The 25,449-nt window shown below is 70.0% G+C and carries 24 protein-coding genes; 19 read left to right on the top strand and 5 right to left on the bottom strand.

What is annotated here, in order from left to right:
- The first annotated feature begins 50 nt into the window (after positions 1–50).
- On the top strand, positions 51–548 hold the full coding sequence (locus LRD69_RS18035; protein ID WP_277327607.1) for a hypothetical protein: 498 nt from the start codon (positions 51–53) through the stop codon (positions 546–548).
- 21 nt (positions 549–569) lie between these two features.
- On the opposite strand, the gene LRD69_RS18030 is transcribed toward LRD69_RS18035, so the two are convergent.
- Positions 570–1,256 (bottom strand): pentapeptide repeat-containing protein, encoded by a 687-nt coding sequence (locus LRD69_RS18030; protein WP_277327606.1) that lies wholly within the window; start codon positions 1,254–1,256, stop codon positions 570–572.
- Positions 1,257–1,382: 126 nt separating this feature from the next.
- Between LRD69_RS18030 and LRD69_RS18025 the strand changes: the two genes are divergently transcribed.
- A complete protein-coding gene (locus LRD69_RS18025; RefSeq protein WP_277327605.1) occupies positions 1,383–2,582 on the top strand; it encodes an NAD(P)-binding protein in 1,200 nt (399 codons plus the stop codon).
- A 32-nt stretch (positions 2,583–2,614) separates the two neighbouring features.
- Here the strand turns inward: LRD69_RS18025 and LRD69_RS18020 are convergent, their stop codons facing one another.
- Positions 2,615–3,088 (bottom strand): GNAT family N-acetyltransferase, encoded by a 474-nt coding sequence (locus tag LRD69_RS18020; protein ID WP_277327604.1) that lies wholly within the window; start codon positions 3,086–3,088, stop codon positions 2,615–2,617.
- Between the two features lie 51 nt (positions 3,089–3,139).
- A complete protein-coding gene (locus tag LRD69_RS18015) occupies positions 3,140–4,051 on the bottom strand; it encodes an aminoglycoside phosphotransferase family protein (RefSeq protein ID WP_277327603.1) in 912 nt (303 codons plus the stop codon).
- 33 nt (positions 4,052–4,084) lie between these two features.
- On the opposite strand from LRD69_RS18015, the gene LRD69_RS18010 reads away from it, so the two are divergent.
- From LRD69_RS18010 to LRD69_RS17965, 10 genes are all read left to right on the top strand, one after another.
- Positions 4,085–4,747: a rhomboid family intramembrane serine protease gene (locus tag LRD69_RS18010; protein ID WP_277327602.1), complete on the top strand. Its 663-nt coding sequence runs from the start codon at positions 4,085–4,087 to the stop codon at positions 4,745–4,747.
- A gap of 50 nt (positions 4,748–4,797) precedes the next feature.
- Positions 4,798–6,198 carry an FAD-dependent oxidoreductase gene (locus tag LRD69_RS18005; protein ID WP_277327601.1) on the top strand — a complete coding sequence of 467 codons (1,401 nt, stop codon included), beginning with the start codon at positions 4,798–4,800 and terminating at the stop codon, positions 6,196–6,198.
- Positions 6,199–6,468: 270 nt separating this feature from the next.
- Positions 6,469–6,801 carry a hypothetical protein gene (locus LRD69_RS18000; RefSeq protein ID WP_277327600.1) on the top strand — a complete coding sequence of 111 codons (333 nt, stop codon included), beginning with the start codon at positions 6,469–6,471 and terminating at the stop codon, positions 6,799–6,801.
- Positions 6,802–6,823: 22 nt separating this feature from the next.
- The gene (locus tag LRD69_RS17995) at positions 6,824–7,135 is read left to right on the top strand and encodes a pore-forming ESAT-6 family protein (protein WP_277327599.1); all 312 of its coding nucleotides are present in this window, start codon (positions 6,824–6,826) and stop codon (positions 7,133–7,135) included.
- Between the two features lie 86 nt (positions 7,136–7,221).
- Positions 7,222–7,614 (top strand): DUF6507 family protein, encoded by a 393-nt coding sequence (locus LRD69_RS17990; protein ID WP_277327598.1) that lies wholly within the window; start codon positions 7,222–7,224, stop codon positions 7,612–7,614.
- A complete protein-coding gene (locus tag LRD69_RS17985) occupies positions 7,611–10,172 on the top strand; it encodes an ADP-ribosyltransferase (protein ID WP_277327597.1) in 2,562 nt (853 codons plus the stop codon). The genes LRD69_RS17990 and LRD69_RS17985 overlap by 4 nt, the downstream gene beginning before the upstream one ends.
- Positions 10,173–10,187: 15 nt before the next feature.
- Entirely contained in the window at positions 10,188–10,586 is a 399-nt protein-coding gene (locus tag LRD69_RS17980; RefSeq protein ID WP_277327596.1) for a hypothetical protein, read from the top strand.
- 160 nt (positions 10,587–10,746) lie between these two features.
- Complete coding sequence (locus tag LRD69_RS17975) at positions 10,747–11,103, top strand: hypothetical protein (protein ID WP_277327595.1); 357 nt, start codon at positions 10,747–10,749, stop codon at positions 11,101–11,103.
- Between the two features lie 35 nt (positions 11,104–11,138).
- A complete protein-coding gene (locus LRD69_RS17970; protein WP_277327594.1) occupies positions 11,139–11,540 on the top strand; it encodes a hypothetical protein in 402 nt (133 codons plus the stop codon).
- Positions 11,541–11,657: 117 nt separating this feature from the next.
- Positions 11,658–11,861, top strand: coding sequence for a hypothetical protein (locus LRD69_RS17965; protein WP_277327593.1), 204 nt, complete (start codon positions 11,658–11,660; stop codon positions 11,859–11,861).
- A 33-nt stretch (positions 11,862–11,894) separates the two neighbouring features.
- Here LRD69_RS17965 and LRD69_RS17960 read toward each other — a convergent pair whose 3' ends face one another.
- Positions 11,895–12,329, bottom strand: a complete 435-nt coding sequence (locus tag LRD69_RS17960) for a hypothetical protein (RefSeq protein ID WP_277327592.1) — start codon at positions 12,327–12,329, stop codon at positions 11,895–11,897.
- Between the two features lie 251 nt (positions 12,330–12,580).
- Here LRD69_RS17960 and LRD69_RS17955 point away from each other — a divergent pair, with 251 nt between their 5' ends.
- From LRD69_RS17955 to LRD69_RS17925, 7 genes are all read left to right on the top strand, one after another.
- Positions 12,581–12,952 carry a hypothetical protein gene (locus LRD69_RS17955; protein ID WP_277327591.1) on the top strand — a complete coding sequence of 124 codons (372 nt, stop codon included), beginning with the start codon at positions 12,581–12,583 and terminating at the stop codon, positions 12,950–12,952.
- Positions 12,953–13,218: 266 nt separating this feature from the next.
- Entirely contained in the window at positions 13,219–14,031 is an 813-nt protein-coding gene (locus LRD69_RS17950) for an immunity 49 family protein (protein ID WP_277327590.1), read from the top strand.
- A gap of 578 nt (positions 14,032–14,609) precedes the next feature.
- Complete coding sequence (locus LRD69_RS17945; RefSeq protein ID WP_277327589.1) at positions 14,610–14,921, top strand: hypothetical protein; 312 nt, start codon at positions 14,610–14,612, stop codon at positions 14,919–14,921.
- A 108-nt stretch (positions 14,922–15,029) separates the two neighbouring features.
- A complete protein-coding gene (gene eccD / locus LRD69_RS17940) occupies positions 15,030–16,370 on the top strand; it encodes a type VII secretion integral membrane protein EccD (RefSeq protein WP_277327588.1) in 1,341 nt (446 codons plus the stop codon).
- Between the two features lie 54 nt (positions 16,371–16,424).
- A complete protein-coding gene (locus LRD69_RS17935) occupies positions 16,425–17,924 on the top strand; it encodes a hypothetical protein (protein WP_277327587.1) in 1,500 nt (499 codons plus the stop codon).
- Between the two features lie 37 nt (positions 17,925–17,961).
- Positions 17,962–21,936 (top strand): type VII secretion protein EccCa, encoded by a 3,975-nt coding sequence (gene eccCa / locus LRD69_RS17930; RefSeq protein ID WP_277327586.1) that lies wholly within the window; start codon positions 17,962–17,964, stop codon positions 21,934–21,936.
- 85 nt (positions 21,937–22,021) lie between these two features.
- Positions 22,022–23,440 (top strand): DUF6177 family protein, encoded by a 1,419-nt coding sequence (locus LRD69_RS17925; protein WP_277327585.1) that lies wholly within the window; start codon positions 22,022–22,024, stop codon positions 23,438–23,440.
- A 100-nt stretch (positions 23,441–23,540) separates the two neighbouring features.
- Here the strand turns inward: LRD69_RS17925 and LRD69_RS17920 are convergent, their stop codons facing one another.
- Positions 23,541–25,124: an ABC transporter substrate-binding protein gene (locus LRD69_RS17920; protein ID WP_277327584.1), complete on the bottom strand. Its 1,584-nt coding sequence runs from the start codon at positions 25,122–25,124 to the stop codon at positions 23,541–23,543.
- Between the last annotated feature and the right edge of the window lie 325 nt (positions 25,125–25,449).

The following is a 25,449-nucleotide window of genomic DNA, read 5'->3' as shown; positions in this document are numbered from 1 at the left end:
AGCCCACCGCTCCGGCGTCGACACACCCCCGGGCATGACACCATCGAACCGTGCTCGATATCGGCTACTCCCTCTCCCGGCGCTTCCCCGATCCTCCGCAGACCGACTACCGCCGCGCGGACATCCACGCACTGCGGCACGACCTGTTCTCCGGGGACGTCTACCTCGCGGACACCAAGGCGGACCGCGAAGTATCCACAGCCTGGGGATGGGTGCCCGTGCTCGACTTCGCCTGGGCTCTCTGCGACATCGTCGAACAGATCGACCAGGACCCCCGCGGCAGCCGCTCTCACCGGCGGCAGTTCGCCGAGCTGGACTTCACCGAGTCGTCCGACCGGATGCTCTTCGAGCGCCGCTTCGGCTGGGTCGATGTCGAAGCCGACTGGATGCCCGGCGACGAACCCCCGCTCACCTTCGGCCACTCCCTGCTGCGCCGCGAGGCCCGCGACTTCCTGCACGACCTGATCGCGGACCTCGCCGACATGCACGAGGGGCTCGCCGACAACCCCGTGATCTGGGACCTCCAGGCCCGCTTCCCCCGCATCTGACGGGCGGACCGCGGAAACCGGCTACGCCTCCACCCGCACCCCGATCTGCGCCGCGAACGCCGGGGCCAGTTCCATCAACTGCACCGGACTGATCACTGCCCCCGCCAGCCGCTCCACGCCCCTCGCGATGTCCAGCTCGGAAGCCGTCCGCAGGTCCACCGACTCCATCCGTGCGGACGTGAAGTCGGCGCGCTTCAGCACACAGTCCCGGAACTCCACCCGCACCAGCTGCGCGTCCCCGAAGTCCGGCTCGGACAGCACGCAGCCTTCGAAGACCACGTCCGTCAGCCGCGCCGTCCGCAGGTTCAGATAGTCGATCTTCCCGCCGCGCACATGCACCCGCTCCAGCACCGCGCCGTGCAGCTGCACCCCTCCCAGTCGCGCGTCCACCACCTCGACATCGCGCAGCGACGCCCCCGCGAGATCGGTGCCCACCCCTCGCACCCCCGTCAGGACCGAGTCCATGAAGCGGGCCCTGACCAGCTCCGTACGGTCGAGCGCGCACCCCTCCAGCGCACAGTCCATGAACCGGGCGCCCGGACCCGACTCGTCCGTGAGGTCCGTCCCCTCGAACCGCACACCGTCGTAGTCCCCGTCCGGCTCCAGCCCCTCCCCGTCGTACGGAACGAGCGGCGGCAGCCGCACCTCCGGCCGCCGAGCCGCCGCCACGGCGCCCTTCCCGCCACCACTCCTGCTGTTACGTGCCATGGCCCCATCGTGACCCACGCCACTGACAATGCCCCCGCGCCGATGTCACACCCGGCCCCCTTCACACCGTCGTGTCTGTGACGCCTTCTTCGACGACGCCTTCTTCGACCGAGGAGACCGGTACCCATGAAGCGCATCCACATCATCGGCGGCGGCCTCGCCGGTTTCACCGCAGCGATCACCGCCGCCGAGTCCGGTGCCCCCGTGACCGTCCACGAGGCCCATCACACCCTCGGCGGCCGCGCCAGGACCGCCGAGGGCCCGTACCGCACCAACGACGGGCCCCACGCCCTCTACCGCCGCGGACCGCACTGGACCTGGCTCGCGCAGCGCGGCCTCCTCGGCCCGACCGCCACCGTGCCGCTGCTCGCGGCCACCCGGCTCCGGTTCCGGTTGGACGGCGCGCTGCGCCGCACCCCGCCCCTCGACCTCCTCCGGCTCACCCGGCGCAGCGCCGGACACGCCCCCGTCGACACCGACTTCCGCACCTGGGCGACCGGCCGGGTCGGAGAAGAAGGGGCCCGTGCGGCCGCGCACTTCGCCGCCGTCGCGCTCTACCACCACGATCCCGGTTCGCTCTCCGCCGCATTCGTTCAGGAGCGGCTGTGCCGCGCCGCCGCCCTGCCGCCCGAGGCCCGCTACCCGGTCGGCGGCTGGGCGCAGGTCGTCGACCGGATGGCCGCACGCGCCTGGAATCTGAGCGTCCGGATCGAGACGGTGAACCGGATCGATCCGAGCGCCCTCGACGACCTGGCCCGCAGCGGCCCCGTCATCGTCGCCACCTCCCTCGACGCCGCCCGCGGACTGCTTCGCGACCCCACGCTGACCTGGGACAGCGGCAGAACCGCGCTGATCGACCTGGCCCTGCGCACCCGGCGCGGCGACGCCTTCGCCGTCTCCGACCTGGACGCTCCCGGCTGGATCGAACGCTTCAGTGCCCAGGACCGCACCCTTGCCCCGGCGGGCCTGCAGCTCGTCCAGGGCCAGTTCCCCGTCGCCCCCGGCGAGTCGAAGGCGGTGGGCATCGCCCGTGCCGAGGGGGTCCTCGACCTCGGATTCCCGGGCTGGCGCGACCGCGTCGAGTGGCGGCGCGAGGCTCTCTCCGCCGGCCGTACGGGCGCGGTCGACCGCCCCGGCACCACCTGGCGGGACCGGCCGGCCATCGACCGCGGCAACGGCGTCTACCTCGCGGGCGACCAGGTGGCGGCGCCCGGACTGCTCAGCGAGGTGTCGTTCAACAGCGGGATGGAGGCGGCGCTGCTCGCCCTCGGAACGGACGGGCAGCGCCGCCCGGACCGCCGGACGCCCGACCTCGAGCGGAGTTGAGGCCGCAGGGTGCCCCGGATGTCCGGCGGAGGTCAGCCGCCGAGCTCCGCCAGCGCCCCGTCCGTCAGCCGGTACACCGTCCACTCGTCCTGCGGCCGCGCGCCCAGCGACTCGTAGAAGGCGATGGACGGGGCGTTCCAGTTCAGCACCGACCACTCCAGACGCTCGTAACCCCGCTCCACACAGATCCGCGCCAGCTCCGTCAGCAGCGCCTTCCCGTGCCCGCCGCCGCGCCGGTCCGGGCGCACGTACAGGTCCTCCAGATAGATGCCGTGCACCCCGCGCCACGTCGAGAAGTTCAGGAACCACAGCGCGAAACCGACGGCCTCGCCGTCCTCGTCCGACACGGCGATGTGTGCGTACGCGGCGGGCCGCTCACCGAACAGCGCCTCGCGCAGCTGCTCCTCGGTGGCGTTCGCCTCGTGGAGCGCCTTCTCGTAGTCGGCGAGCTCGCGGATCATCGCGTGAATGACAGGGACATCGGCAGGGGTGGCGGTACGAATCATGAGGGCAGCGTAGGCACACGCCCGCACCGCTCCTCACCCCTGCCCCTGCCGCTACTCCCGCTCCAGCAGCTGCCGGGCGATCTCCGCCTGCTCCGGCGGCAGCCGGTGTGCTCCGTCCGTCACGGTCCAGACCCCGTTCTGCAGCACCCGGCCCAGCGTCCAGGCCCGCGCCCGCTCCCGGTCCAGCCCCAGCATCTCCGTCATCAGATCGAACCTCCACCGGACCCCCGACGTGTCGAACCGGTTGAACAGGGCGGGCATCAGATCGAAGCCGGGATCCCCGGCCAGCGGTTTCGGGTCCAGTGCGACCCACTCGTGCGCCCGGCCCTCGTCGGCCCGGCCGGCCAAAACGTTGTCGTAGTGCAGGTCCCAGTGGAGCAGCCGGTCCCCCGGTTCGCCCGCCACCTCCCGCACAGCCGCCGCGCAGTCCATCAGCATCCGCCGTTCGCCCGTGTCCGCCAGCCCCGCGGCCGCCCGCCCCGCCTCGGCCAGCATCCGCTCCGTGACGTCCCCGAGCCGGCGCAGTCCGTCCGGCGCAGGTACGGACGTCAGCCGGGCCAGCAGCCCGGCGAGCACCTCGACCGCCGCCCGCTCATCGGCCACCGCCGACAGCGGCCGCCGCTCGTCCAGCCGTTCCAGCAGCATCGTGCCGGTCCCGGGGTCGTGACCGAGCAGCTCCACCGCTCCCGCGCCCGCCTCGCCCCACACCCGCAGCGCGACCGGCTCCCCCACCGTCTCCTCGTCCTGCGCCTGGAGCTTCAGCGCCGCCCGCCGGCCGTCCGACTCGCGCACCACCGGCAGCACCAGCGCGCACATCCCGTACATCTCGGCCCCGTCCCGCCGCAGCCCCCACTCCCCCAGAAACCGGTCCACGAGCCCCGGCAGCCCGGCCAGAAAGGCCCGCCCGGCCTCGCCGTTGTACTTGGACTGGGTGGCGATCAGCGCGTCCGGAATGTCAATCACGCACCCGATCGTAGGACCGTGCATCAATCGACCATGGCCCCGAGCAGCCCCTCCCCACCCGCACACCCGGTCTCCGCGCGAGCCCTCCGCGCCCTCGGCTCCTGGATCCGCAGCGCCCCCGCCACCTACGTCTGGCTGGCGATCCTCTTCGTCACCACCGTCGTCGTGCACCAGATGTCACCCGACTTCGAAGAGGACTTCCTGCGGCGGCACTCGACCAACATCCACGAGCTGCTGCGCGACCCGGTACGCGTCCTCATCTCCAGCGCCTTCTGGATCGAGGGCGGCCGCTGGCTGCCGTACGCCTTCCTCTTCACGGTCTTCCACGCCCCCGCCGAACGCTGGCTCGGGACACTGCGCTGGTTCGTGGTCGCCGCGCTCGCACACGTCCTGGCCACCCTCGTCAGCGAGGGCGCCCTCGCCTGGGCCGTCCGCCACGGACAGGCACCTGTGTCCGTGGTCAACACCCTGGACATCGGAGTCAGTTACGCACTCGCGGGCGTGGTCGCCGTCCTCACGTACCACGTCCCCCGGCCCTGGCGGCCGGCGTACCTCTTCGCCGTCCTCGTCGTCTACGGCCTCCCCCTGATCACCGGCCGCACCTTCACCGACCTCGGCCACCTCACCGGCGCGCTCGTCGGTCTCGCCTGCTACCCGCTCACCCGGGGGACGACGAAACCACCCCTCGCGCAGTAACGTCCCGCCACACAGAGACTCGGGCTTCACACCGGACAAGCAGGGGCAACATGAGCACCGTCAGCACGGTCAACGGCGGAATATCGTTCTGGTACGCGGATCAAGGCACCCCCACCGCCCGCGAACCCCTGCCCGGCGACACCACGGCCGACGTCTGCATCGTCGGCGGCGGATACACCGGCCTGTGGACCGCCTACTACCTCAAGAAGGCTGTCCCCTTCCTCAACATCACCGTCCTCGAAGCCAAGTTCTGCGGCTACGGCGCCTCCGGGCGCAACGGCGGCTGGCTCTACAACGGCATCGCCGGCCGTGACCGCTACGCGAAGCTCCACGGACACGACGCCGCGGTCCGCCTCCAGAAGGCGATGAACGACACCGTCGGCGAAGTCGTACGCGTCGCCGCCGAGGAGAACATCGACGCCGACATCCACCGGGGCGGCGTCCTCGAAGTCGCGTACACCCCCGCCCAGCTGGCCCGCCTCAAGGACTTCCACTCCGTGGAGATCGCCTTCGGCGAGACCGACCGCGTCCTGCGCGGCGCCCGCGAGACCTCCGAACGCATCCGTGTCACCGGAGCGGTCGGCTCCACCTGGACCCCGCACGGCGCCCGCCTGCACCCGATCAAACTCGTCAAGGGCCTTGCCGACACCGTCGAGGCCCTCGGCGTCACCATCCACGAATCGACGCCCGTCACCGAGATCAAGCCCAAGCACGCGCACACCCCGTACGGCACCGTCCGCGCCCCGTACATCCTGCGCTGCACCGAGGGATTCACCGCCGGCATCCAGGGCCAGCGACGCACCTGGCTCCCGATGAACTCCTCGATGATCGCCACCGAGCCGCTCCCCAAGGAGATCTGGGACACCATCGGCTGGGACGGCCGCGAGACCCTCGGCGACATGGCCCACGCCTACATGTACGCCCAGCGCACCGCCGACGACCGCATCGCACTCGGTGGCCGCGGCGTCCCCTACCGCTACGGCTCCGCCACCGACAACGACGGCCGCACCCAGCCCGCCACCATCGAGGCGCTGCGCGACATCCTCGTCCGGTTCTTCCCCACCACGGCGGGCGTCCGCATCGACCACGCCTGGTCGGGCGTCCTCGGCGTCCCCCGTGACTGGTGCGCCACCGTCACCCTCGACCGGTCCACCGGACTGGGCTGGGCCGGCGGCTACGTCGGCTCCGGCGTCGCCACCACCAACCTCGCAGCCCGCACCCTGCGCGACCTGATCCAGCAGGACTCCGGCCAGTCCGGGCCGACGGATCTGACCGCTCTCCCCTGGGTGAACCACAAGGTCCGTCGCTGGGAACCGGAACCCTTCCGCTGGATCGGCGTCCACGGCATGTACGCGGCCTATCGCACCGCGGACCGCCGCGAACTCGCCTCCCCCCGCCCCGGCACCGACCGCCTCGCCAAGGTCGCGGACCGGTTGGCGGGAAGGCACTGAACCGAGGCCGAGCCTGCGCCGGTGCCGTACGTGCACCGGCGCCGGGCAGGGACGGACCCGGAACCGCCCCGGCGAAGATCCTGCGGAGATCTCCTGGAGATCCCGCGAACCCGCGAACATGCGGCGGCCCGAATATCCCCTTCCACCACTTTTGATCTTGCGTGGCTGCGTCATGCCTTGGTCACAGCGGGGACCTCCGGTTGAAACCGGCGTGCCGGGTTCGCAAGGATGGCGCCCTATGGGATCACTCGGTCTGGCAGGGGGATGCACATGAAGTTCGACATGGGGGCGCAGGTTCTGTCGACGTTGACGTCGAAGTCGCGTGGTTCGAGTGATGACTTGGGGACGTTGATCCGTCAGCTGGTGCAGGCGGCGGCGCCGTTGGAGGGGAAGTTCCACGGTGCGGGGCGGGTCGCGTTCGATTCGTTCAAGAACCGGTCGGACGAGATCACGGCGGCGTTGAACGGTTCGCTGGCGTCGCTGCTGGGCGGTCAGTCGGGCATGGACTCGGCGTTCGGTTCCGGTGACCAGGAGCAGGGCGACAACGCGCGGCAGCAGATGGGCGCCGCCAACTTCGACGCGGCCCGCTTCGGCGGACGCTGAGCTGCAGGGGTAGGGGTTCGTGATGGCTGGTGGCAGTGATCGTCGTGCGTACGACACGGGTGCGTCGGCGGATGTGCAGGGCAATATCCAGGTCGTGATCGGGCGCCTGGAGGAGGTGATCGCGGCGCGTGACGCGCAGGTGAAGGCCGCGATGGCGGACTTCACGGCGGACGGTGTCGCGGACGAGTACCACGGCAAGGAAATGCGGTGGAACCGGGCCTCGCAGGAGGTCAGGAACATCATCCAGTTGCTGAAGACGACGCTGGAGAAGAACGACGGCACCGCGCAGCACACGATCACGCGCGCGAAGGCCGCGGTCGACAACATCGGCTGATACGCGGGCGCAGACCGCGGCGGACAACATCGGCTGACCTGGGTGCGGATGAGCGCCGGTCGGTATCGGGGAGCATGAGGTAGCGCATGACCGGCTGGGATCTGAAGCCGCAGGGTATTCAGGGTGTGCTGAAGACGACGGGTGAGACGGCGGGGAAGATCGAGACGTATGCGAAGGCGTACGGGGAGCATCTGACGTCGGCGGCGACGAGTGCGGGCACGATCACTGCGGAGGGCGGTGGTGAGGGCGGGGAGAAGGCCGGTGGTGGTCTCGTCGCGCTGGCGCTGTCGCAGTACGCCGAACACGCCACGTCGGACCTGAAGTTCATCGCGGCGCGGGCGGGGAAGTCGTTGACGGGTGCGGTGGATGCGACGACCGCGTATCTGAACGGTGACCTGGAGATGGCGGCCGAGTCGCAGCGCAAGGCCCTGGGTGTCCCGGATCTCGATCTGACGAAGCCCGGGGTGCAGACCAAGTGATCAAGCCGGAAGCGATACCGCAGTTCACCGGTGATCTGGGCCAGTTGGAGAAGGACTACGGCAGCCTGAAAACGGATGCCGGGCACATGCGCAGCACCGGGTCCGACGTCCATACCCAGTTCCAGGGGTTGTCCGCGTACTACCAGGCACCCGAGGCGGAGCGGCTTTTCGCGTCGACGAAGCCGGTCCAGGACCGGGCCGACGGTTTCGCCGACGACCTGGAGAAGGTTTCCACGGCCCTGTCGGACTACGCGACCGAAGTCCGTCCGCTGGTCACGAAGCTCGCACAGCTCAAAGCGGATGCGTCGACGTTCGTGAACAAGGTCAAGGACGACGACGACTGGGAGTACGACGAGGACAAGATCGAGGAGCACAATCAGCTCCGCGACGATGTCACGACGACGGTTGCCGCGTTCTGGGCCGCGGAACGCACCTGCCACAACAAGATCACCGCGTTGTTCGGCGGGACGCAGATGGTCGCCGGTGACGGGTCCGAGCGTAAGGACCAGTACGGGTTCAACGCCGACGACCTCAAGAACGCGAAGCTTCCCTGGGGTGATCCCATGGAGGAGAAGCACCATGTCTGGGAAGTCGGGCACTGGGTCAAGTCGTTCGTCTGGGACGGGCTGATCGTCGACGGGATCTGGGGCACCATCAAGGGCCTGGGCACCCTGGTCGGGTTCGGTGGCTGGGACGCCATGGGCCAGGCCTGGAAAGGTCTCGCCCAGCTCGCGACCGGTCTGGTGATCACGTCGATCCCGGGTGCGGGCGCGTTGTTCTGGACCCTGCCGGACGACAAGCTGCCGTCCTGGCTGCGGGACTCGCGCACCGCGATGAAGGAGACCGGCAAGGCGCTGGTCGCCTGGGACGAGTGGGGCAAGAACCCGGGACGGGCCGCGGGAGCGGTCACGTTCAACGTCCTGACCACCGTCTTCACCGGCGGCGCCGGTGCCGGTGTCTCCGGCGCGGGCAAGGCGGGAGCGGTCGCGAAGGTCCTGTCGGTGGCCGGGAAGGCCGGAAAGGTCATCGACCCGATGACCTACATCGCCAAGGGCGCGGGCGCCGGCCTCTCCAAGATCGGCGACATCACCAAGGGCCTCAAGGGCATCGGCAACGTCGAGATCCCCACGCTGCCCGACGGCTCGTTCCAGTTGCCCGACGGACACCTTCTGGACCCCAACGGCAACCTGATCCCCCCGAACACCCCGATCGACACACCTTCGATCCCGCACGCCACGGTCCCCGGCACGTCGTTGCCCACCTCCTGGCAGCTCCCGCAGTCGTCGATGCCCGGAGTCCACGCCGGCAGCGGTCTCCCCGGTGTGCCGCACACGGGCGGCTTCGACAACCTGCCGGCCGACGCGGGCACCCATGTGCCCGGCGCTCCGGCGACCCATGTACCGAACGGCTCCTTCGGCCCCGCCCCGGCGTCGTTCGACCCGGCAGGCCACGTGCCGGGAAGCCCGGCATCGCACGTACCCGGCGGCTCATTCGGACCCGCCCCCTCGGCCTTCGATCCTGCGGGCCACGTACCCGGCGGCCCCGCAGGCCACGTACCCGGCGGACCGGCAGCGCACGTGCCGGGAGAGCACCTCCCGACGGGCGCCGGGCACGACGTCCCGCCCGCGGGCCCGCACGGCCCCGGGCACGACGTGCCGACCACGCACGGGCACGACGCACCGGGTACGCACGGCCAAGATGGCCCGCACCACGGCGGCCACGCCGACGACGCGGGCCCGCACGCCGACGACGCGGCGCACGCCGGTGACAACGGCGGGCATGTCGACCCGAACGGCGCCACCGGTGACGCCCTGCACGGCGCGGACGACGCCGCGACGGCCGGCCATCCCGATGCGGACGGGACGGGTGTCGCCGGCGCGGCGGACGACTTCAAGTACACCCCGCACATGTCACATGCCGATTTTGACAAGCTTTCCACTGCGGACAAGCACCGGGTCGCCCTGGCCGAGATCTCCGACGGGACAGTTCATTTCCCCGACGACCAGGCTGCCGTCAAGTACGGCAGGGAACAGTGGAACGACTACGCCGACAACCTTCCGCAGTCGCAGAAGGACGCCGTCTTCGACTACACGAAGGAACCTCCGCAGCCCACTCCGACGTACAAGGAGATCAATGGATTCCTGCGGGGCAAGACGGAATTTGACACGCCCCAGGTCCGACACGAGGTCGACGAGATCGACAAGGCTCTTGCCGGGAACCCGATGCCCGAGGACATGATGGTTGTCCGTGGGACCGGACTGGGCCACATCGACGTTCCCAGCCCGATGCGCATGTTGGGCAACACGTATCCTGACCAGGGCTACATGTCGACGTCATTGGGCAACCATCCGGTCCCCAGCTTCGCGGGCAAGGAAGCGATTCTCCGCCTGCGTGTGCCCAAGGGCACCCCGACCATGTGGGTCGAGCGGCTGAGCGACTTCGGAGTGGCCGAACGTGAAATGCTGCTCGGTCGCGGTACTGAATACAAGGTGACGCGCGTCTTCATGGATGACAGCGGCAAGTGGCAGATCTATGGCGAAGTTCTTCCCAGGACCTAGCAGAGGACAGGCGCAATGAGTGACGAGTACCGGCGCAATCCGCGCTTCGACGAGGACCTGCATTTCGAACGCAGCGATGGCCCCCCGGACTACGCCTACAGGACGGATGGGCCCGTCCGATACTTTGCTGTGGCGGACGAAACCAACACCGTGCTCGGCTATGTGTGGGGTAACGACCAGGATGACGCCGCAGCTTGGGAGCCGCGGCCGACCGCCGGTCCCAAAGCCTTCAATGGCGGCTTTCTGTGGGAGATGAAGCTCCGCGAGTTCAAGGCGCGCGGCACCGCTCCCACAGCCGCGCTCGCTGAGATGGTCCGGGACTCGAGCGATATCGAATCGAGTCATGTCATCCCCGGCTCGCTGGCGGAGGCACCCACTCTCGCCGCTCTCAAGGAGCTGGCTGGAAAGGGCTGATCTTCCACCTATGGATCCAGGAGTCGGACCCCACGAAGACCAGCCACGTCGTACCCGACTCGCTGAGCGAAGCCCCGAACCCCGACGTGGTCAGAAGACTGGCCAACCCGGAGCGAGAACGCCCGGCGAACACCACTCCAATCCGCGCTTCGAAGAAGACATGCGGTTCAAGCGCATCGCCGGACCACCCCACTACAGCCCTGTCGCACAGGGACCTGTGCGGTATGTGCGGGTGGCCGCCGACACCGGCGTGGTGATCGGGTATGTCTGGGCGAACGACGAGGGAGGAGCCGCCGGCTGGGTCACGCCGCCGGGGCTCGGCGCTGCCGAGATCAACGCCGGTGCCGCATGGCTTCGGAAGCTGCGGGACGCGAAGGCGCGCGACATCGCCCCCACCGCCCTGCTCGCCGAGCTGATCCGGGACACGAGTGACATCCAGGGCAGCCGCGTCGTGCCCGGCTCGCTGGCCGAGTCCACGACTCTCGATGAACTCAAGGAATTGGCGAACAAAGGCTGACCACCCACATCGAGAAGTGACGGAGCACGGCCCGAATGACCGAGCTACAGCGACCCAATCCGCGCTTGAACGAAGATCTGTTGTTCAACGCGGCGCCCGGTGGTCCACCGCGCTACAGCCATGTATCCAACAAGCCTGTTCAGCACCTGACAGTGGCGGACAGGGACGGTCAGGTGATCGGCTACACCTGGGCGAATGACGAGGACGACGCGGCCGGCTGGGTAGTCCGCAAGGCAGGCGGCGACGAGGCGTTCAACAAGGGTGCCAAATGGGCGAGGAAACTCCACGACGCAAAGGCGCGCGGGATTGCACCCAGCGCCGCCCTGGCAGAGATGATTCAGGAGTCGGACCGCACGAAGAGCAGCCACGTCGTTCCCGGGTCCTTGACCGAGGCGGCGAACCCCGACGCGGTCAGGAGACTGGCCAACCCGGAGTAAGGGTGACCGGCGAAAACCGACCCCCCTCCGCGCTTCGAGGAAGACCTGCACTTCAAGCACATCGCCGGACCGCCCCGCTACAACCGTGTCGCGCGGGGGCCTGTGCAGTATGTGCGAGTGGCCGCCGACACCGGCGTGGTGATCGGGTACGTCTGGGCGAGCGCCGAGGACGATGCCGCCGGTTGGGTCACGCCGCCGGGGCTGGGCGCCGCCGAGGTCAATGCCGCTGCCGCATGGCTCCGGAGGCTGCGGGACGCGAAGGCGCGCGAGATCGCCCCCCACGCCCTGCCCGCCGAGCTGATCCGGGACACGAGGAGATGACTTCTCCATTGATGATCGGTGATTTCTCTCCGATCAGGCGGCAGCTGTTCCCGAGGGAGCGAGAGACATCTTCACCAGCGTTCCCGACCTGCTGATCAACAGATCCGGAACATCATCCTCATAGAAGCGAATTTGTCCGATCACTCCCTCGGTGCTGGAATTCCACGCGAGTCGCTCCGCGAGCAAGTCCAGTTCGGGAAGGAGTTCGGCGTGCACCTCTTGGCGTGCCGTCAGAGACCAACCGCCGGCCGTCCGGGCGAACTCACCCACCAGAACCCCGCCGATTCGCACCGCAGGTCCGCGCGCCGCGAGCAGGGGGACCACGTCGCCCACCTCGCCGACAGGGTCCTCCGCTCCGCTCTCGCCGACGGCCTCGAAGCCGAGGTGCCATCGCAGATCGGCGAGTACGGAGCTCGGCACTGAGGCTTGCAGGTCAAGGGCGAAGTCCACGGCGTACACGTCACTCATATCCGCACCCTATTACTCCGACGGCAGGCAGCTCTCTGTCGTGAGCGAACAGCCGTGCGCAGGACAGCACTCCCACCGCACCCGGTGCTCCGGCACCGGGAAGTGGATCGACGCGGAGGGACGCGAACACCGCGAGCGTGAACTCGTCACACTGGCTTCTGTGCAGACCGCGACCTTACGCTGGATGGCGTGGACAGCTCGTACGGAAGGTTCACCGCAAATCCGCCGACCGACGACAATTGGATTCCCTGATGGCCGAGGTAACACGAATCGGCATCGACGACCCCGACGTCGATATGGATCAGGGGCAGCGCGTGCTGTACCGGGGGGAACTCTTCACGGGCGAGGCCGAAGAACGTCTGGGGGGCGTTGTTGTCAGCCTGGACTCCTACGTGGCCGGCGTGCAGGACGGTCCCAGCCGTGAGTGGTACAAGGACGGCAGGCTCAGGTCCGAGGGAACGGTCCGCATGGGGCTTCCCGTAGGGGTTTCCAAAGAGTGGCACCCGAACGGCACCCTCGCCGCTGAGCGCGTGTTCGCCGAGGACGGGTTGACCTTGCTGGAGGATCGACAGTGGGACGAGAAGGGTCGGCCCACGAAGAACCGGCGCAAGAGCGAGGGGTAAGCCCCTCCGTGGCATGAGCCGGGTCACCGGACTGGTTCATCTCTCCGCTGAGCTGCATGTCCGCGACCACCCGCATTCCGGTCCGGGGTCCGTTCGACGAACCGGAGTTGCCACTGTGTCTGCGCGCCTGGCGCCCCGAGTGGCTCATCGTTGCAGGCCGGTGCCCCCAATTGCCCCGTACATTCTCCTGGTCGACGAAGAGGAAAGAATCAGTGAGCACGAGCGTTTCCCGTCATCAGTTCCCCATGGATGGTGTGGCGGAGACCATGACGGCTCGCATCCAGAGCGTCAGCCGTGTACTCGACCGGCTCGAGACGTCGGAGACATCCCGCTCCCGCGCCCTGAGCAGCATGCTGACCGTGGCCAAGTCGTACTGCTTGGCGGACTCCACAGCGCAGAAGTTCCCGACGTGGGAGGCATGGGTCACAGCCATGCAGGTCGGCTCCGCACTGTTCGCCGCGGGCACGGCGCCCGAGGGACCTGTGCCGTGCCGTATCGGGGCCGACGGCGAGGTGAAGAACCTTCCCGCGACCGGACGTCAGGACTACCTGCACGCCGGGAGCTGGCTCACCTCCTACTACCTGGCGGTGGTCTGCCGCGAGAACGGCCGCGCCAACCAGCTGGCCCAGGTACCCGTCTCGTTCCTGCGTGAGTCGGGTGTCATGTTCGACGAGTACACATACGCGTGGGTGGAAACCCTGCAGAACGCGTGGTTCGGCCGACAGGAGACTTGGGACACCTTGGTCACCGCGGTCAACGACACCGACCCCGAGACCACACGGATCGCCGGCAAAGAACTGATGCTGAAGGTCCTGTATCCGCCCCTCGAGCTGTTCCACCTCTACCTGCGCCGGGAGGCCGAGCGGTTCAACGAGTCGCTGGCCACGGCTCTCACCTGGCACAAGGAGTACTGGACCGCGAACGAGGCACGTTCCCTGAGCGGCGAAGGCCTGGTGGCCCTCGGCCCGCTCGCCATCGCCTGTATGGCCCGCGATGCCGACATGCCGATCGAGGTCGAGTCCGAATACCTGCCCAAGGAACTCCTGGAGTTCGGCTGGGTCGGCGAAATCGACACCTGAGCCCCAACCCGCAGCTGACAACGATCGTCCAGGGCGGCACAGTCCCGTGCACGAGGATTCTTCGGTGTTCGGTCAGGCACCTGCGCGTACCGAAGCCGGTGCGTGAGCAACTGGGCCGTACGACTCAGTGGGTGCAGTCCCACTGGGCCGAGCAGCACCGGTCGTTCATCGGCATCGTTGCGGACCGGGCAGCCCCGGCGCCCGCCGTTCCTCATCCCCCGCCCCACAACTCACCGGCGCATCGTCTGTATCGCCCTGATTCCTCTCCTTTGGAACTGCTTCATGATTGTCCGGGGTCTGTCCCACTCCCGGCTCCGGGTTGTACTGCTGACTTGTCCATGCCTTATGTTGCGGAGGCAAAGCAAGGGGGATTCCGTATGCCGCAACACGCGCAACCGACTGCAGCACCACGGACGAAGTCGGCCGACGCCGCCGTCGGCGCCGTGGCGCGCGTCGGGCGCGCCCGACGGTCTGCGGCCGGGCACGGCAACGTTCGTGCAGTGGACGCAGGACGCGGTACGCGCGACGGTTCGCCGACCATGACCGAGGCAACGGACGACTGAGGCAGCGGACGACTGATGGCACGGGATTACGACAGCCAGCTTCTGGAATCGGTGGCGGTACGCCGCCGCAGGATGCGGGACGCGCTGCTGTTCGGTGTACAGCGGTCCCGGCGCACGGCGGACGAGCGGCTCGGGAAGGTGTTCGCCGGGATCGCCATCGCGGCCGTCCTGTGCGCGGGATGCGTCGGGTGGTCCTTCCTCCAGCACACGCTGGCCAAGCAGAAGGCCGAGCAGGAGAAGCAGCAGCGCCAGGAGCAGCAGTACGAGCAGCCGGCCCCCACCGCGAAACCGGACAAGTCCGGTGGATCCAGCCCCGGTTCTCCGTAGTTCCGGCCGCCCGATGACGACTTCCGTGAACAGCACCCCGGGCGCGTCCAGCCGGCCCCCGTCCTCAATGTCGCGACGATAGGTTCCCGTAAAGTGGTGAGCACAGCAATGACTTCCCGGGCTCAGCTGAGCCGGGTGACCCTGGTCGGCGAGCGACGCCGCGCCGACATCGTCCTGCCGTCCGACACACCGATCGGGCAACTGCTCCCGGACATACTGCAGTTGCTGGACGACCGGGCCGCGGCACGCCCCATGACACGGCAGTTGATCACGTCGGACGGCTCCGCGCTGCCGCACGACAGCACGCTGTCCTCCGCCGAGATCGCGGACGGCGCCGTGCTCCGGCTCGTCCGGGCCCACTCCGCGCCGCCCGCCCCCGTCGTCCACGACGTCACGGATCTGGTGGCCGACGACCTCGACCTCCAGGCGTGGCGCTGGCGTCCCGCCGCGCGCCGGACCAGCGCGGGCGTGGCGACCGTGGCGTTCGCGGTGATCGCGGCGCTGCTCGCCCGTCGTGAGTTCGCGCTCGACACCCTGGCGGGCGCACTCGTCGCGGTCACGCTCCTTCTTCTGGTGGCGGGCGCGCTCGTCGCCAGGATCGGCCAGGGCAACCGCGGTCTCGCGACCGCCTTGCTGCTGGCCTCCGGCGGGCTCGGCATCGTCACCGCCTGGACCGCCGCCGACGCGTACGACTGGCCGGGGACCGCGCGGCTCGCCGCCGTCGCGGGCGCACTCGTCCTCGTCCTGCTGCTGCTCGGCTATTTCTCGCCGCTCGGCCGCGGCGGGCTCATCGGCGCCGTGGCGACCGCCGCGATCACCGTGGTGTGGGAAGCCGTCGCCGCCGTCCAGGACGACCTGTCCCGGCTGGGCGCCGTCATGGCCGTCTTCTCGGTGGTGCTGCTCGGGCTGCTGCCCCGGCTGGCCCTGATGGCCTCCGGTCTCACCGCACTCGACGACCGCCGCTCCGGGGACATCTCCGTCAGCCGCCACCAGGTGGGCAACGCGCTCGCGGCCACCCACCGCGGCCTCGCTCTCGCGACGACCGTCACCGCCCTCTCCGCGGCGGCCGGCGGCTGGCTGCTCACCCAGGCGCACACACCGACCGTGTGGACCACGGCGCTGCCCGCACTCGTGGCTCTCGTGCTGCTCTCCCGGGCACGGGCCTTCCCTCTGGTCGCCGAGGTCGTGGCACTCATCGCCGCCGCCGCGGTCCTCGTCGTACGGCTCGTCATGGTGTGGATGCAGCACGCCGGAGGCGCCGGACCGCTCGCCGTGCTCTGCGCGGCCGCGGTCCTGCCGCTGCTCGTCCTGGCGGTGCAGCCGCCCGAGCATGTGCAGGTCCGGCTTCGGCGCATGGGCGACCTGGTCGAGTCCATCGGTGTCGTGGGGCTCTTCCCGCTCGCCGTCGGGGCGTTCGGCGTGTACGGACAGCTGCTCAACAAGTTCTGAGTCGACGCTCAGGCGCTCCGAGCGGGGCAGCAGGGCGGAAAGAGGAAGGCTGACATGCCGAACGGAGACAACTGGCAGGGCGATGTGCTGCGCGACCTGCGCGGCGCCACCGGCCGGCCGAGCACCCCGCAGCAGGGCGGCCCGGAGCAGGATCCGGCCCAGCAGGGCCCGCAGGGACCCGGTACGCAGGGACCCGCCGGACACGCACAGGGCGCCCCGGCACCGGACCCCGGCGCCGGGTACGCGGCACCCCCGCAGGCCGCCGCACCGCAGCCCGGCTACGGGTACCCGCCCCAGCAGGACGCGTACCAGGGCGCCCCCGCGGCCCACCCCGGACACCCCCGGCCCGCGCCCGACGCCGCATACGGCTACACGTCCCCGCAGCAGGCCGCCCCCGCACCGGCCGCCGGCTACGGCTACCCGCCCCAGCAGCCCTCCCCCGCAGGCCACCCCGGTCACGCCCAGCCCGCACCGGACCCGGCCTACGGTTATCCGCCGCAGCAGGGCGCGTACCAGAGTGCCCCCGCCGCGTACCAGCAGGTCGCCCACCAGCACGGGCCCGCCCCGCAGCAGCCCCAGGCCACCGCCACGGCGCAGGCATCCGCCTACACCCCCACCACCCGCCCCCACCACGCCCCCGACTCCCGGCCCGTGGTCGACAAGGCCCTGGTCACCACGGGGCGCAAGCCGCGGCACGGGCAGTCCTTCGCCTCGCGGGCCACACGCGCCGTGCGCCGTACCGTCTCCTCGTCGGCGGCGAAGGAAGTCGCCGAGATCACCCGGATCGCCGAGGTGCTCCAGCAGCCCGTGACGACCGGGCGGCAGATCGCCGTCACCTCCATCCGGGGCGGCGCCGGCAAGACGACCGTCGCCGCGCTGCTCGGCACCACGTACGCGCACTACCGGCAGGACCCGGTCCTCGTCGTCGAAGCCGACCCGGCGCTCGGCTCGCTGCCGCTGCGGCTCGGCGCGGAGACGCTGCGCTGGACCATCGGCGACTTCGCCGACATCGTCGAACCGCAGATGTCGCTCCTCGACATCACGGGCTATCTCGTCCAGCTGCCGGGCAACGCCTGGCTGCTGCCCGGCAGCCAGGGACAGATCGGCGCCATGCTGGGCAGCAAGGCGTACGAAGGCGTCATGGTCTCGCTGCGCCGCTACTTCGGCGTCACGGTCGTCGACTGCGAGACGCTGCCCGCCGAGGTCGCCCGGGTCGCGCTCTCCGCCTCGCAGGCCCGCATCCTGACCGCCCCCGCCACGCTGGAGGGCGTCACCAGCACGTACTCGGTGCTCCAGTGGATGCAGGGACTGCCGAAGCATGTGATCGCCGGCACCGTCGTCGTACTCACCGAACTCGTACCGCACGCCGGACTCGACCTCACCGAGGCCGCCGAGAAGCTCAGGTCCACCGGGGCGAGCGTCCAGGTCCTGCCGTACGACCGGCACCTGGCCGCCGGCGGCCTCATCCGCACCGAGCTGCTCGCCCACTCGACCCGGGAGGCCGCCACCCGTCTCGCCGCGGACGTCTTCCAGCTCTCCCAGAAGCGCCACTGAACCCGATGCCGAGCCCGACCGTGAGTGACGGACGCCGATGAGTACCCGACTGATCCACCGCCCGGCCAGGACCACCCGGCCCGCGGCCCCCTCCGAGGCACGCACCATCGAGGCCCCGCCCAACCTCCCCGAGGGGAAGTCGGGCAACATCGCCATGTCGCTGCTGCCCGTGGCGGGCGTCATGTCGTCCGTCGTGATGATGACCGTCGTGCGCAACAGTCAGTTCGCCGGACTCGGCGCGATCATCCTCGTCGTCACCGTCATCGGCTCCGTCGCCCTCGTCTTCTCCCAGCGCGGCAAGGCCCAGCGCACCCGCCGCACCCAGCGCGAGGCCTACCTCGCCTATCTGGAGGACCTGCGCGAGGAACTCTCCGGTGAGGAACGCGAGCGGCGCGAACGCACCGAGATCCTCACACCGCCGCCGGACGCCCTGTACGACATAGTGCGCGACCCGGCCCGGCTCTGGGAACGCCGCCGCTTCGACGGCGACTTCCTGCGGGTCCGCGTCGGCACCGGCGAAATGCCCGTCCGCGATCTGAAAGTGGCCCAGCAGGGCTCCTCCGTCCTCTCCCCGCCCGACCGCTTCATGCTCAACGAGGCGTCGGCCCTCATGGCCCGGTTCCATACCGGCACCGAACTCCCGCTCACCGTCCCGCTCGACCGCGTCGGCAACGTCAGCGTCATCGGCCCCCGCGAGGACTGCCTGCGCGTCGCCCGCGCCCTGCTCGTGCAGACCGCCGCCACCCACGCCCCCGACGACGTGGCGATGGCCCTCGCCGTGCCCGGCGACCGGCTCGCCGACTGGGAATGGGCCAAGTGGATGCCGCACCTGCTCGACACCGAACAGCTCGACGGCCCCGTCGCCGCCCGCCGCATCGCCCCGTCCGCGCCCCAGCTCGCCCGGCAGATCGGGGCGGAACTGCGCCGGCGCGCCTCGTACGCGGCCGAGGTGCGCCGCGGCCTGTCCGGCAAGGACGCGCTGTCCATGACGTCGCGGCTGCTCGTCGTCGCCGACGGACACGGCGAGGACGCCGTGGACCTGCCGTGCCCCGACGACGCGGTGGGCCTGCGCGAGATGAGCGTCACCATGCTCCACCTGCTCGAACACCGGGTCCAGGAGCCCGGACACGTCGGCGTGCGCATCACCGTCGACGGCAACGAGGTGCTCATCGAGGACCTGCGCGAGAAGGAACCGATCAGCGCCCACGGCACCGTCGACGAGATCACCATCCCGTTCGCCGAAGGCCTCGCCCGGATGCTCGCCCCCCTGCGGCTCGCCGCCGAATCGCTCGTCGACGCCCCGTTGTCCGGCCCCGTCGACTTCGCCGACCTCCTCGGCATCGACGACGTCGCACAGCTCGACCTCGAACGCCTGTGGGCACCGCGCGGCGAACGCTCCTTCCTGCGCGTGCCGATCGGTGTCAGCGACGCCCGCGAACCGGTGCTCCTCGACCTCAAGGAGTCGTCCGAGCTCGGCATGGGCCCGCACGGCCTGTGCGTCGGCGCCACCGGGTCCGGGAAGTCGGAACTGCTGCGCACCCTCGTCCTCGCCCTGGTCGCCACCCACCCGCCGGAGGACCTGGCGCTCGTCCTCGTCGACTACAAGGGCGGCGCGACCTTCGCACCCTTCGCGGAACTCCCGCACGTCGCCGGCGTCATCACCAACCTGGAGAACCAGGCCGGACTCGTCGAACGCGTCCACGCCTCGCTCGCCGGCGAGGTCAAGCGCCGCCAGCAGGTCCTCAAGGACGCGGGCAACGTCGCCGACATCGGCGACTACGCCGCCCTGCGCGCCGAGAAGCGACCCGACCTGGACCCGCTGCCGCACCTGTTCGTCGTCATCGACGAGTTCGGTGAACTCCTCACCGCAAAACCGGACTTCATCGACCTGTTCCTGTCCATCGGACGCATCGGCCGCTCCATCGGCGTACACCTCCTGCTGTCCAGCCAGCGCATCGAGGGCGGCAAGCTCAAGGGCCTGGACACCTACCTCTCGTACCGGCTCGGCCTGCGCACCTTCTCCGCCGACGAGTCCCGCACGGTCCTGGACACCACCGACGCCTTCCACCTGCCGCCGCTGCCCGGCTTCGGTTACCTCAAGGTCGACACCAGCCACTACGAACGCTTCAAGGCGAGTTACGTGTCCGGCGCCTACCGCGGCCCCGTGCAGCGCGCCGAGGAAGCGGACTCCGGACCGCTCGCCCTCGAGTACGAGGCGTTCAACACCCTCGCGAAGAAGGAGGGTTCCGGCGAGCAGGAACCGACCGCCAGGCGTCGCGAGACCGGGCCGACCGAGATGGGCGTCATCGTCGGACAGCTGGAGAAGGCCGCCGGACCGGTACGCCGCATCTGGCTGCCCCCGCTGCCCGCGGCCGTCGCCCTCGACAAGGTCGCCGGCCCGCTCGACGTCGGCCCGCGCGGCATGCAGCTCGCCAAGCGCAGCAGCGCGCTCCGGGTTCCGCTCGGCCTGCTCGACGACCCCACCAAGCAGTGGCAGGGCGAGTGGTACCTCGACCTCACCGTGGCAGGCGGTCACGCCGCCGTCATCGGCGGCCCGCAGTCCGGCAAGACCACCCTGCTGCGCACCCTCGCCCTGTCCCTCGCACTGACCCACACCCCGCAGGAGGTCGGCGTCTACGGCCTCGACCTCGTCGGCGGCGGCCTCCAGGCACTGTCGGACCTGCCGCACGTCGGCGGCGTCGCAGGACGTGCCGACCGCGAACGCGCCGGACGCACCGTCGAAGAGGTACGCAGCGCCCTCGCCACGCGCGAGGAACTCTTCCGCGAGCACAACATCGACTCCGTCGAGCAGCTGCGCACCCTCCACGCGGCAGGCCGGCTGCCCCAGTTGGCCTCCGCCGAGATCGTGCTGATCATCGACGGCTTCGGTGCGCTGCGCGACGACTTCGAGGAGCTCGACGACGCCGTCGTCGACATCCTCAAGCGGGGCGGCGGCTACGGCATCCACGTCGTCGCCGGCATGCTCCGCTGGAACGACGTCCGCATCGCCACCCAGTCGAACTTCGGCACCCGCGTCGAACTGCGCCTCAACGACCCCAGCGAGTCCAGCATCGACCGCAAGCTCGCCCAGACCCTGTCGCCCGACGAGCCCGGCCGCGTCCTCACCGACGGCAAACTCTTCGCACAGGTCGCCCTCCCCCGCACCGACGGGCTCCCCGACACCTCGGACCTGGGCGCCGTCCTGGAACGGACGGCCCGCACCGTCCGCGCCACCTGGAGCGGTGAAGTCGCTCAGCCGGTGCGGGTCCTGCCGCACATCCTGGAACCGCACCTGCTGCCCGGCCCGGTCGCCGAACCGCAGCGCGTACCGATCGGCCTGGACCAGACGGCCCTGGCGCCCGTCCTCCTCGACCTGTTCCACCACGACCAGCACCTGCTGATCATGGGCGACAGCGAATGCGGCAAGACGAACCTCCTCAAGACCATCGCCGGCGGACTCATCGAGCGCTACAGCGAGGACGAACTCGTCTTCGCCGTCATGGACCCGCGACGCGGACTGCGCGGCGCGATCCCCGAGGAGTTCCGCGGCGGCTACGCGTACAACGCCAAGATGTGCGCCGGCCTCGCCGCCGGTATCGCGACCGAGCTGGAGAAGCGGCTGCCCGACGACAGCGCGGGCAGCGAGGACCTGGAGCCCGGCAGCTGGGGCAGCGGCCCGCGGATCGTGGTCCTCGTCGACGACTACGACGTACTGACCACCGCGGGACTGGCCCCGCTCGCACCCTTCCTGCCGTACATCCCGTCCGCGGTCGACATCGGGCTCCACTTCGTCCTGACCCGCCGGGTCGCAGGCGCCTCGCGCGGCATGTACGAACCGCTGATGCAGGGCCTGCGCGAGTCGGGTGCCTCGGCGGTCGTCATGGCCGGCGACCGCAGCGAGGGCCAGCTGTTCCCCGGGGTGTACGCCACCCAGCAGCCGGCCGGGCGCGGCGTACTCGTCCGCAGGGGCCAGTCGAACCGGCTGATCCAGACCGTGTACACCGCCGGGTGAGCCGCCACCACAGGACCGGCCCGCGCACGCAGATCACGCGACGCACGACCACCACGCCACGCACCACGAAGGACCGGACGACCACATGACCAAGGACGTCATCGCCCTCACCCCGAAAATGCCCGACCCGCTCAGCGTGATCGCGGGCCTGCTCTCCGGAGGCCCCGACAAGCTGGTGGAGACCACCGGCGAGGGCGCCGTCGTACAGCTCTGCGACCCCGAGGGCAGGCCCCTCGTCTCCGTCGAGGCACCCCTGCTCGTGCAGGTCGCGGGCGAGGCCGAGCGGCTGCTCGGAGCAACGGCACCCGCCGTTCCGTTCTGGTGGACCGAAGCACGCGCCACCACCGGCGTCGAGGAGGCCGAGCGGATCGCGGGCACGTTCGCGGCCCGCCTCATCACGCTCGCGGGCGGCTCCGCCTGGCCGCCGGAGGCCGCACGCTCCGTCGCCGTGGTGAAGAGCGAGGGCGTCGCCGTCGCCCCCACGCCCGCCGCCGCGCAGCCCGCGATCGACGCGCTCACCGACAAGGTCGCCGTCGTCATCCAGGACCGGCCCGTGGTGGCCATGACGGCCTGGCTCTCCGACGCGTTCCGGGCCACCGCCAACGCCGAGATCGGCCTCCAGATCGTCACCTCACCCGGAACCACGCTCTCCCCGGCCGTACGGGGAAGCCTGCCCGGCTGGCCGTCGCGCTGGGTCGTGCAGGACGAGCGGGACGGCTACTACGACGGTCTGTCCGGCGCCGTGCTGCGCTGGCAGAACGGCATGTTCGCGACCGTCGAGGCGGCCGACGCGACCCCCGACGACCCACGCACCCCGGTCGCCGCCGCCTTCAAGGAGTTCACCGACACCGGCGAACGCCAGCTCGCCCTCTCGTTCCGCACCGTCCACCCCGCCGACGACCGGCTCGTCCTCGGCGGCGCCCTGGAATCGGTATGGCGCGAACTCACCGGGAACCCCCCGGCCGGCTGGGGCACCGCCGAACCCGCCAACCTGCCCTGGTCGCTGCGCCAGCTGACCGATGTCGCCCACGACAGGTCGCCCGCGCCGACCTGGATCGTCGTGGTCGGCAGCCCGGACAGGCCCGGCCTCGCCACGGTCCGCATCAGCCGCACGACGGCGGGCGTGGAGGAGGACGTCACCCTGGCGTTCGGCTACGGGCCCGGCGAGGAGCCGCCGGTGGACGCGCTGCCCCGGGTCGCGGAGATCCTCGCCACCCGCCACCACCTGCAGTCGATGCTGATCCAGATCCGCAAGGCCCGCCGCGACCTGGCGGTACCGCCCCGCTTCGAGGGCCCCGGCGTCCCGGTGGCGTTCGTGCTCGGCGCGGAGGAGGTCCGCGAGATGCCCGGTGACCGCGCCCGTCGCACCCCGCTGTCCGAGCCCCCGGTCCAGCTCGGTCCGAAGACCCGCCCCGCGTTGTACTACCCGCTGCCGGGCGACCCGTCGGACCTGTCGGGCTGGCAGGACTTCGAACGCCTGATGCGCCATCTGAAGGGCGCCTGACCGGCGTCACGGTGAAGCACGAGGGCCTTCCGGTCCGGTGCGGATGTCGCAATCCACACCGGACCGGAAGGCCCTCACCGTTCCAGGACGTACAGAACAGCTAGTACTTGCTGATCTCCCAGAAGCGGAAGACGGTCGAGGTGTCCAGGGTCCACTCCAGGCCGGAGATGCCGTCGGCCGCCACCGCATACTGCTTGCCCTGCCACAGCGGCAGGATCGGCAGGTCCTCGGCCACGTCGTCCTGGAGCTCGTTGAAGGCCTTCTCGGTGGTGCCCCGTTCGGCCCGGGAGGCGGCGTCGGGAATGATGCGGTCGGTGATGTCGTCGTTCTCGTAGCCGTTCTGCAGGACGTTGTCCTTGCCGAAGAAGGGCTGGGTGAAGTTGTCCGGGTCCGGGTAGTCCGGGACCCAGCCCTTCACGTAGACGCCGAGCTCACCGGCCGCTATCCGCTTCTCGTACTGGTCGAAGGGGAGGGACTTGACCTGCGCTTCGAACAGTCCGCTCGCGTTGAGCTGCTGGGCGATCGCCCGGAACTCGTCGTCGGTGGCAGGGCCGTAGCGGCTCGGCGTGGACCACAGCGTGAGCTTCACCTTGTCGGTGATACCCGCGCTGCGCAGCGCGTCTTCGGCCTTGTCCGGCTCCGGGCTCCCGCCGTACTTGTCGAAGAACGCGGTGTTGTGGGCCGTGATGCCGGCCGGGACGATCGAGTACAGCGGGGTGGCCGTCGAGTGGTAGACCTGGCTGACGAGGGCGTCACGATTGACCAGGTACGCGATGGCCTTGCGCACGGGGAGCTGTCCGACCACCGGGTCCTTCATGTTGAAGACCAGGTGCTGCACCTCGGCGCTGGTGCCTTCGACGACGTCGATGCCCTTGTCGGCCGCGGCGCTGGATTCCTCCAGCCGGGAGGTGTCCTGCGCGGTCAGACCACGGTAGGCGACATCGATGTCACCCTTCTGCAGCGCCGACGCCAGCTTCTTCTGGTCGCCCCGGAAGAATTCGAGGGTGATGCCCGAGTTCTTCACTCGCGCTGTGCCTTCGTAGCCGGAGTTGACCGAGAAGACGGCCTTCGACTTGTCGAGGGACTTCAGCTTGTAGGGACCCGACCCGACGGCCTTGCCGTCCTTGCGCAGGCCGTTCGCCGGGTACTCGCGGTGGTTCACGATGGAGCCGGCGCCCGAGGCGATCTTGCTGGGGAAGGTGGCGTCCGGAACGTTGAGCTGGAAGACGACCGTTCGCTCGTCCGGAGTGGTGATCTTCTCGATCGTGGAGAGCAGCGGCGCGGGGCCGCCGGGGTCGTCGATCCTGATCGCCCGGTCGAAGGAGTACTTGACGTCCTCGGAGGTGAGGCTGTCGCCATTGCTGAACTTCAGGCCGTCGCGGAGCGTGCACCGGTAGGTCCTGCTGCCGTCCGCGAACGAGCAGGACTTCGCCGCTTCCGGCTGCGGGGTCGATTCCCCTCGGGGAAAGCTGAGCAGGGACTGGAAGACATTGTTGAACAGCAGCCAGGATCCCGGGTCGTAGCCCGAGGCCGGATCCGCGGCCAGGACGTCGTCCGACATGCCCACGACGATCGAGTTGCCGGACTCGGCATCGCCTCCATCGGACTGGAAGGCGCAGCCGCCCAGCAGGGCCACCGCGAGTCCGGCCCCGAGGGGAGCCGTCCACCGTTTGCGTATGTTCACAGAACTGCCTCGTGCTCTCTGTCGGCTGCGCGGGGGCGCCTGCGCGGCCGTGATTGATCAGGAACCGCCGGTTGCGGATCTGGTCGGCCCGTTCGGGGATGGTGTCGCCGCTGCCCCGCTGCCTGATCCAGGTCCGGACGGGCGGGAGCTGTAGCCCTCGCCGCCCAGGACACGGTCAGGCCGGACCCGTCGCTGTACCGGGCCGGTGCCGAGGCATCCGGATCTCCTCCATCACGGCAGTGAACCGGGTGCAGTCGTTGCTGTGCCCAGCCTCCGTCCGCGGTCCCCCCTCCAGACGCGGGGATGCTCCGCGCATCCGGACCAG

Origin of the sequence: Streptomyces sp. JH14 (assembly GCF_029428675.1) — a bacterium.
Lineage (GTDB): Bacteria > Actinomycetota > Actinomycetes > Streptomycetales > Streptomycetaceae > Streptomyces.
Note: the sequence above shows the minus strand (reverse complement) of the source record. Positions and strands in the feature narration are given on the sequence as shown.

Coding starts and splice junctions, on each gene's coding strand:
- LRD69_RS18030 (WP_277327606.1), bottom strand. CDS start 1,256: ATGGCACGTAACAGCAGGAGTGGTGGCGGGAAGGGCGCCGTGGCGGCG.
- LRD69_RS18025 (WP_277327605.1), top strand. CDS start 1,383: ATGAAGCGCATCCACATCATCGGCGGCGGCCTCGCCGGTTTCACCGCA.
- LRD69_RS18020 (WP_277327604.1), bottom strand. CDS start 3,088: ATGATTCGTACCGCCACCCCTGCCGATGTCCCTGTCATTCACGCGATG.
- LRD69_RS18010 (WP_277327602.1), top strand. CDS start 4,085: ATGGCCCCGAGCAGCCCCTCCCCACCCGCACACCCGGTCTCCGCGCGA.
- LRD69_RS18005 (WP_277327601.1), top strand. CDS start 4,798: ATGAGCACCGTCAGCACGGTCAACGGCGGAATATCGTTCTGGTACGCG.
- LRD69_RS18000 (WP_277327600.1), top strand. CDS start 6,469: ATGAAGTTCGACATGGGGGCGCAGGTTCTGTCGACGTTGACGTCGAAG.
- LRD69_RS17995 (WP_277327599.1), top strand. CDS start 6,824: ATGGCTGGTGGCAGTGATCGTCGTGCGTACGACACGGGTGCGTCGGCG.
- LRD69_RS17990 (WP_277327598.1), top strand. CDS start 7,222: ATGACCGGCTGGGATCTGAAGCCGCAGGGTATTCAGGGTGTGCTGAAG.
- LRD69_RS17980 (WP_277327596.1), top strand. CDS start 10,188: ATGAGTGACGAGTACCGGCGCAATCCGCGCTTCGACGAGGACCTGCAT.
- LRD69_RS17975 (WP_277327595.1), top strand. CDS start 10,747: ATGCGGTTCAAGCGCATCGCCGGACCACCCCACTACAGCCCTGTCGCA.
- LRD69_RS17970 (WP_277327594.1), top strand. CDS start 11,139: ATGACCGAGCTACAGCGACCCAATCCGCGCTTGAACGAAGATCTGTTG.
- LRD69_RS17960 (WP_277327592.1), bottom strand. CDS start 12,329: ATGAGTGACGTGTACGCCGTGGACTTCGCCCTTGACCTGCAAGCCTCA.
- LRD69_RS17955 (WP_277327591.1), top strand. CDS start 12,581: ATGGCCGAGGTAACACGAATCGGCATCGACGACCCCGACGTCGATATG.
- LRD69_RS17950 (WP_277327590.1), top strand. CDS start 13,219: ATGACGGCTCGCATCCAGAGCGTCAGCCGTGTACTCGACCGGCTCGAG.
- LRD69_RS17945 (WP_277327589.1), top strand. CDS start 14,610: ATGGCACGGGATTACGACAGCCAGCTTCTGGAATCGGTGGCGGTACGC.
- eccD (WP_277327588.1), top strand. CDS start 15,030: ATGACTTCCCGGGCTCAGCTGAGCCGGGTGACCCTGGTCGGCGAGCGA.
- LRD69_RS17935 (WP_277327587.1), top strand. CDS start 16,425: ATGCCGAACGGAGACAACTGGCAGGGCGATGTGCTGCGCGACCTGCGC.
- eccCa (WP_277327586.1), top strand. CDS start 17,962: ATGAGTACCCGACTGATCCACCGCCCGGCCAGGACCACCCGGCCCGCG.
- LRD69_RS17925 (WP_277327585.1), top strand. CDS start 22,022: ATGACCAAGGACGTCATCGCCCTCACCCCGAAAATGCCCGACCCGCTC.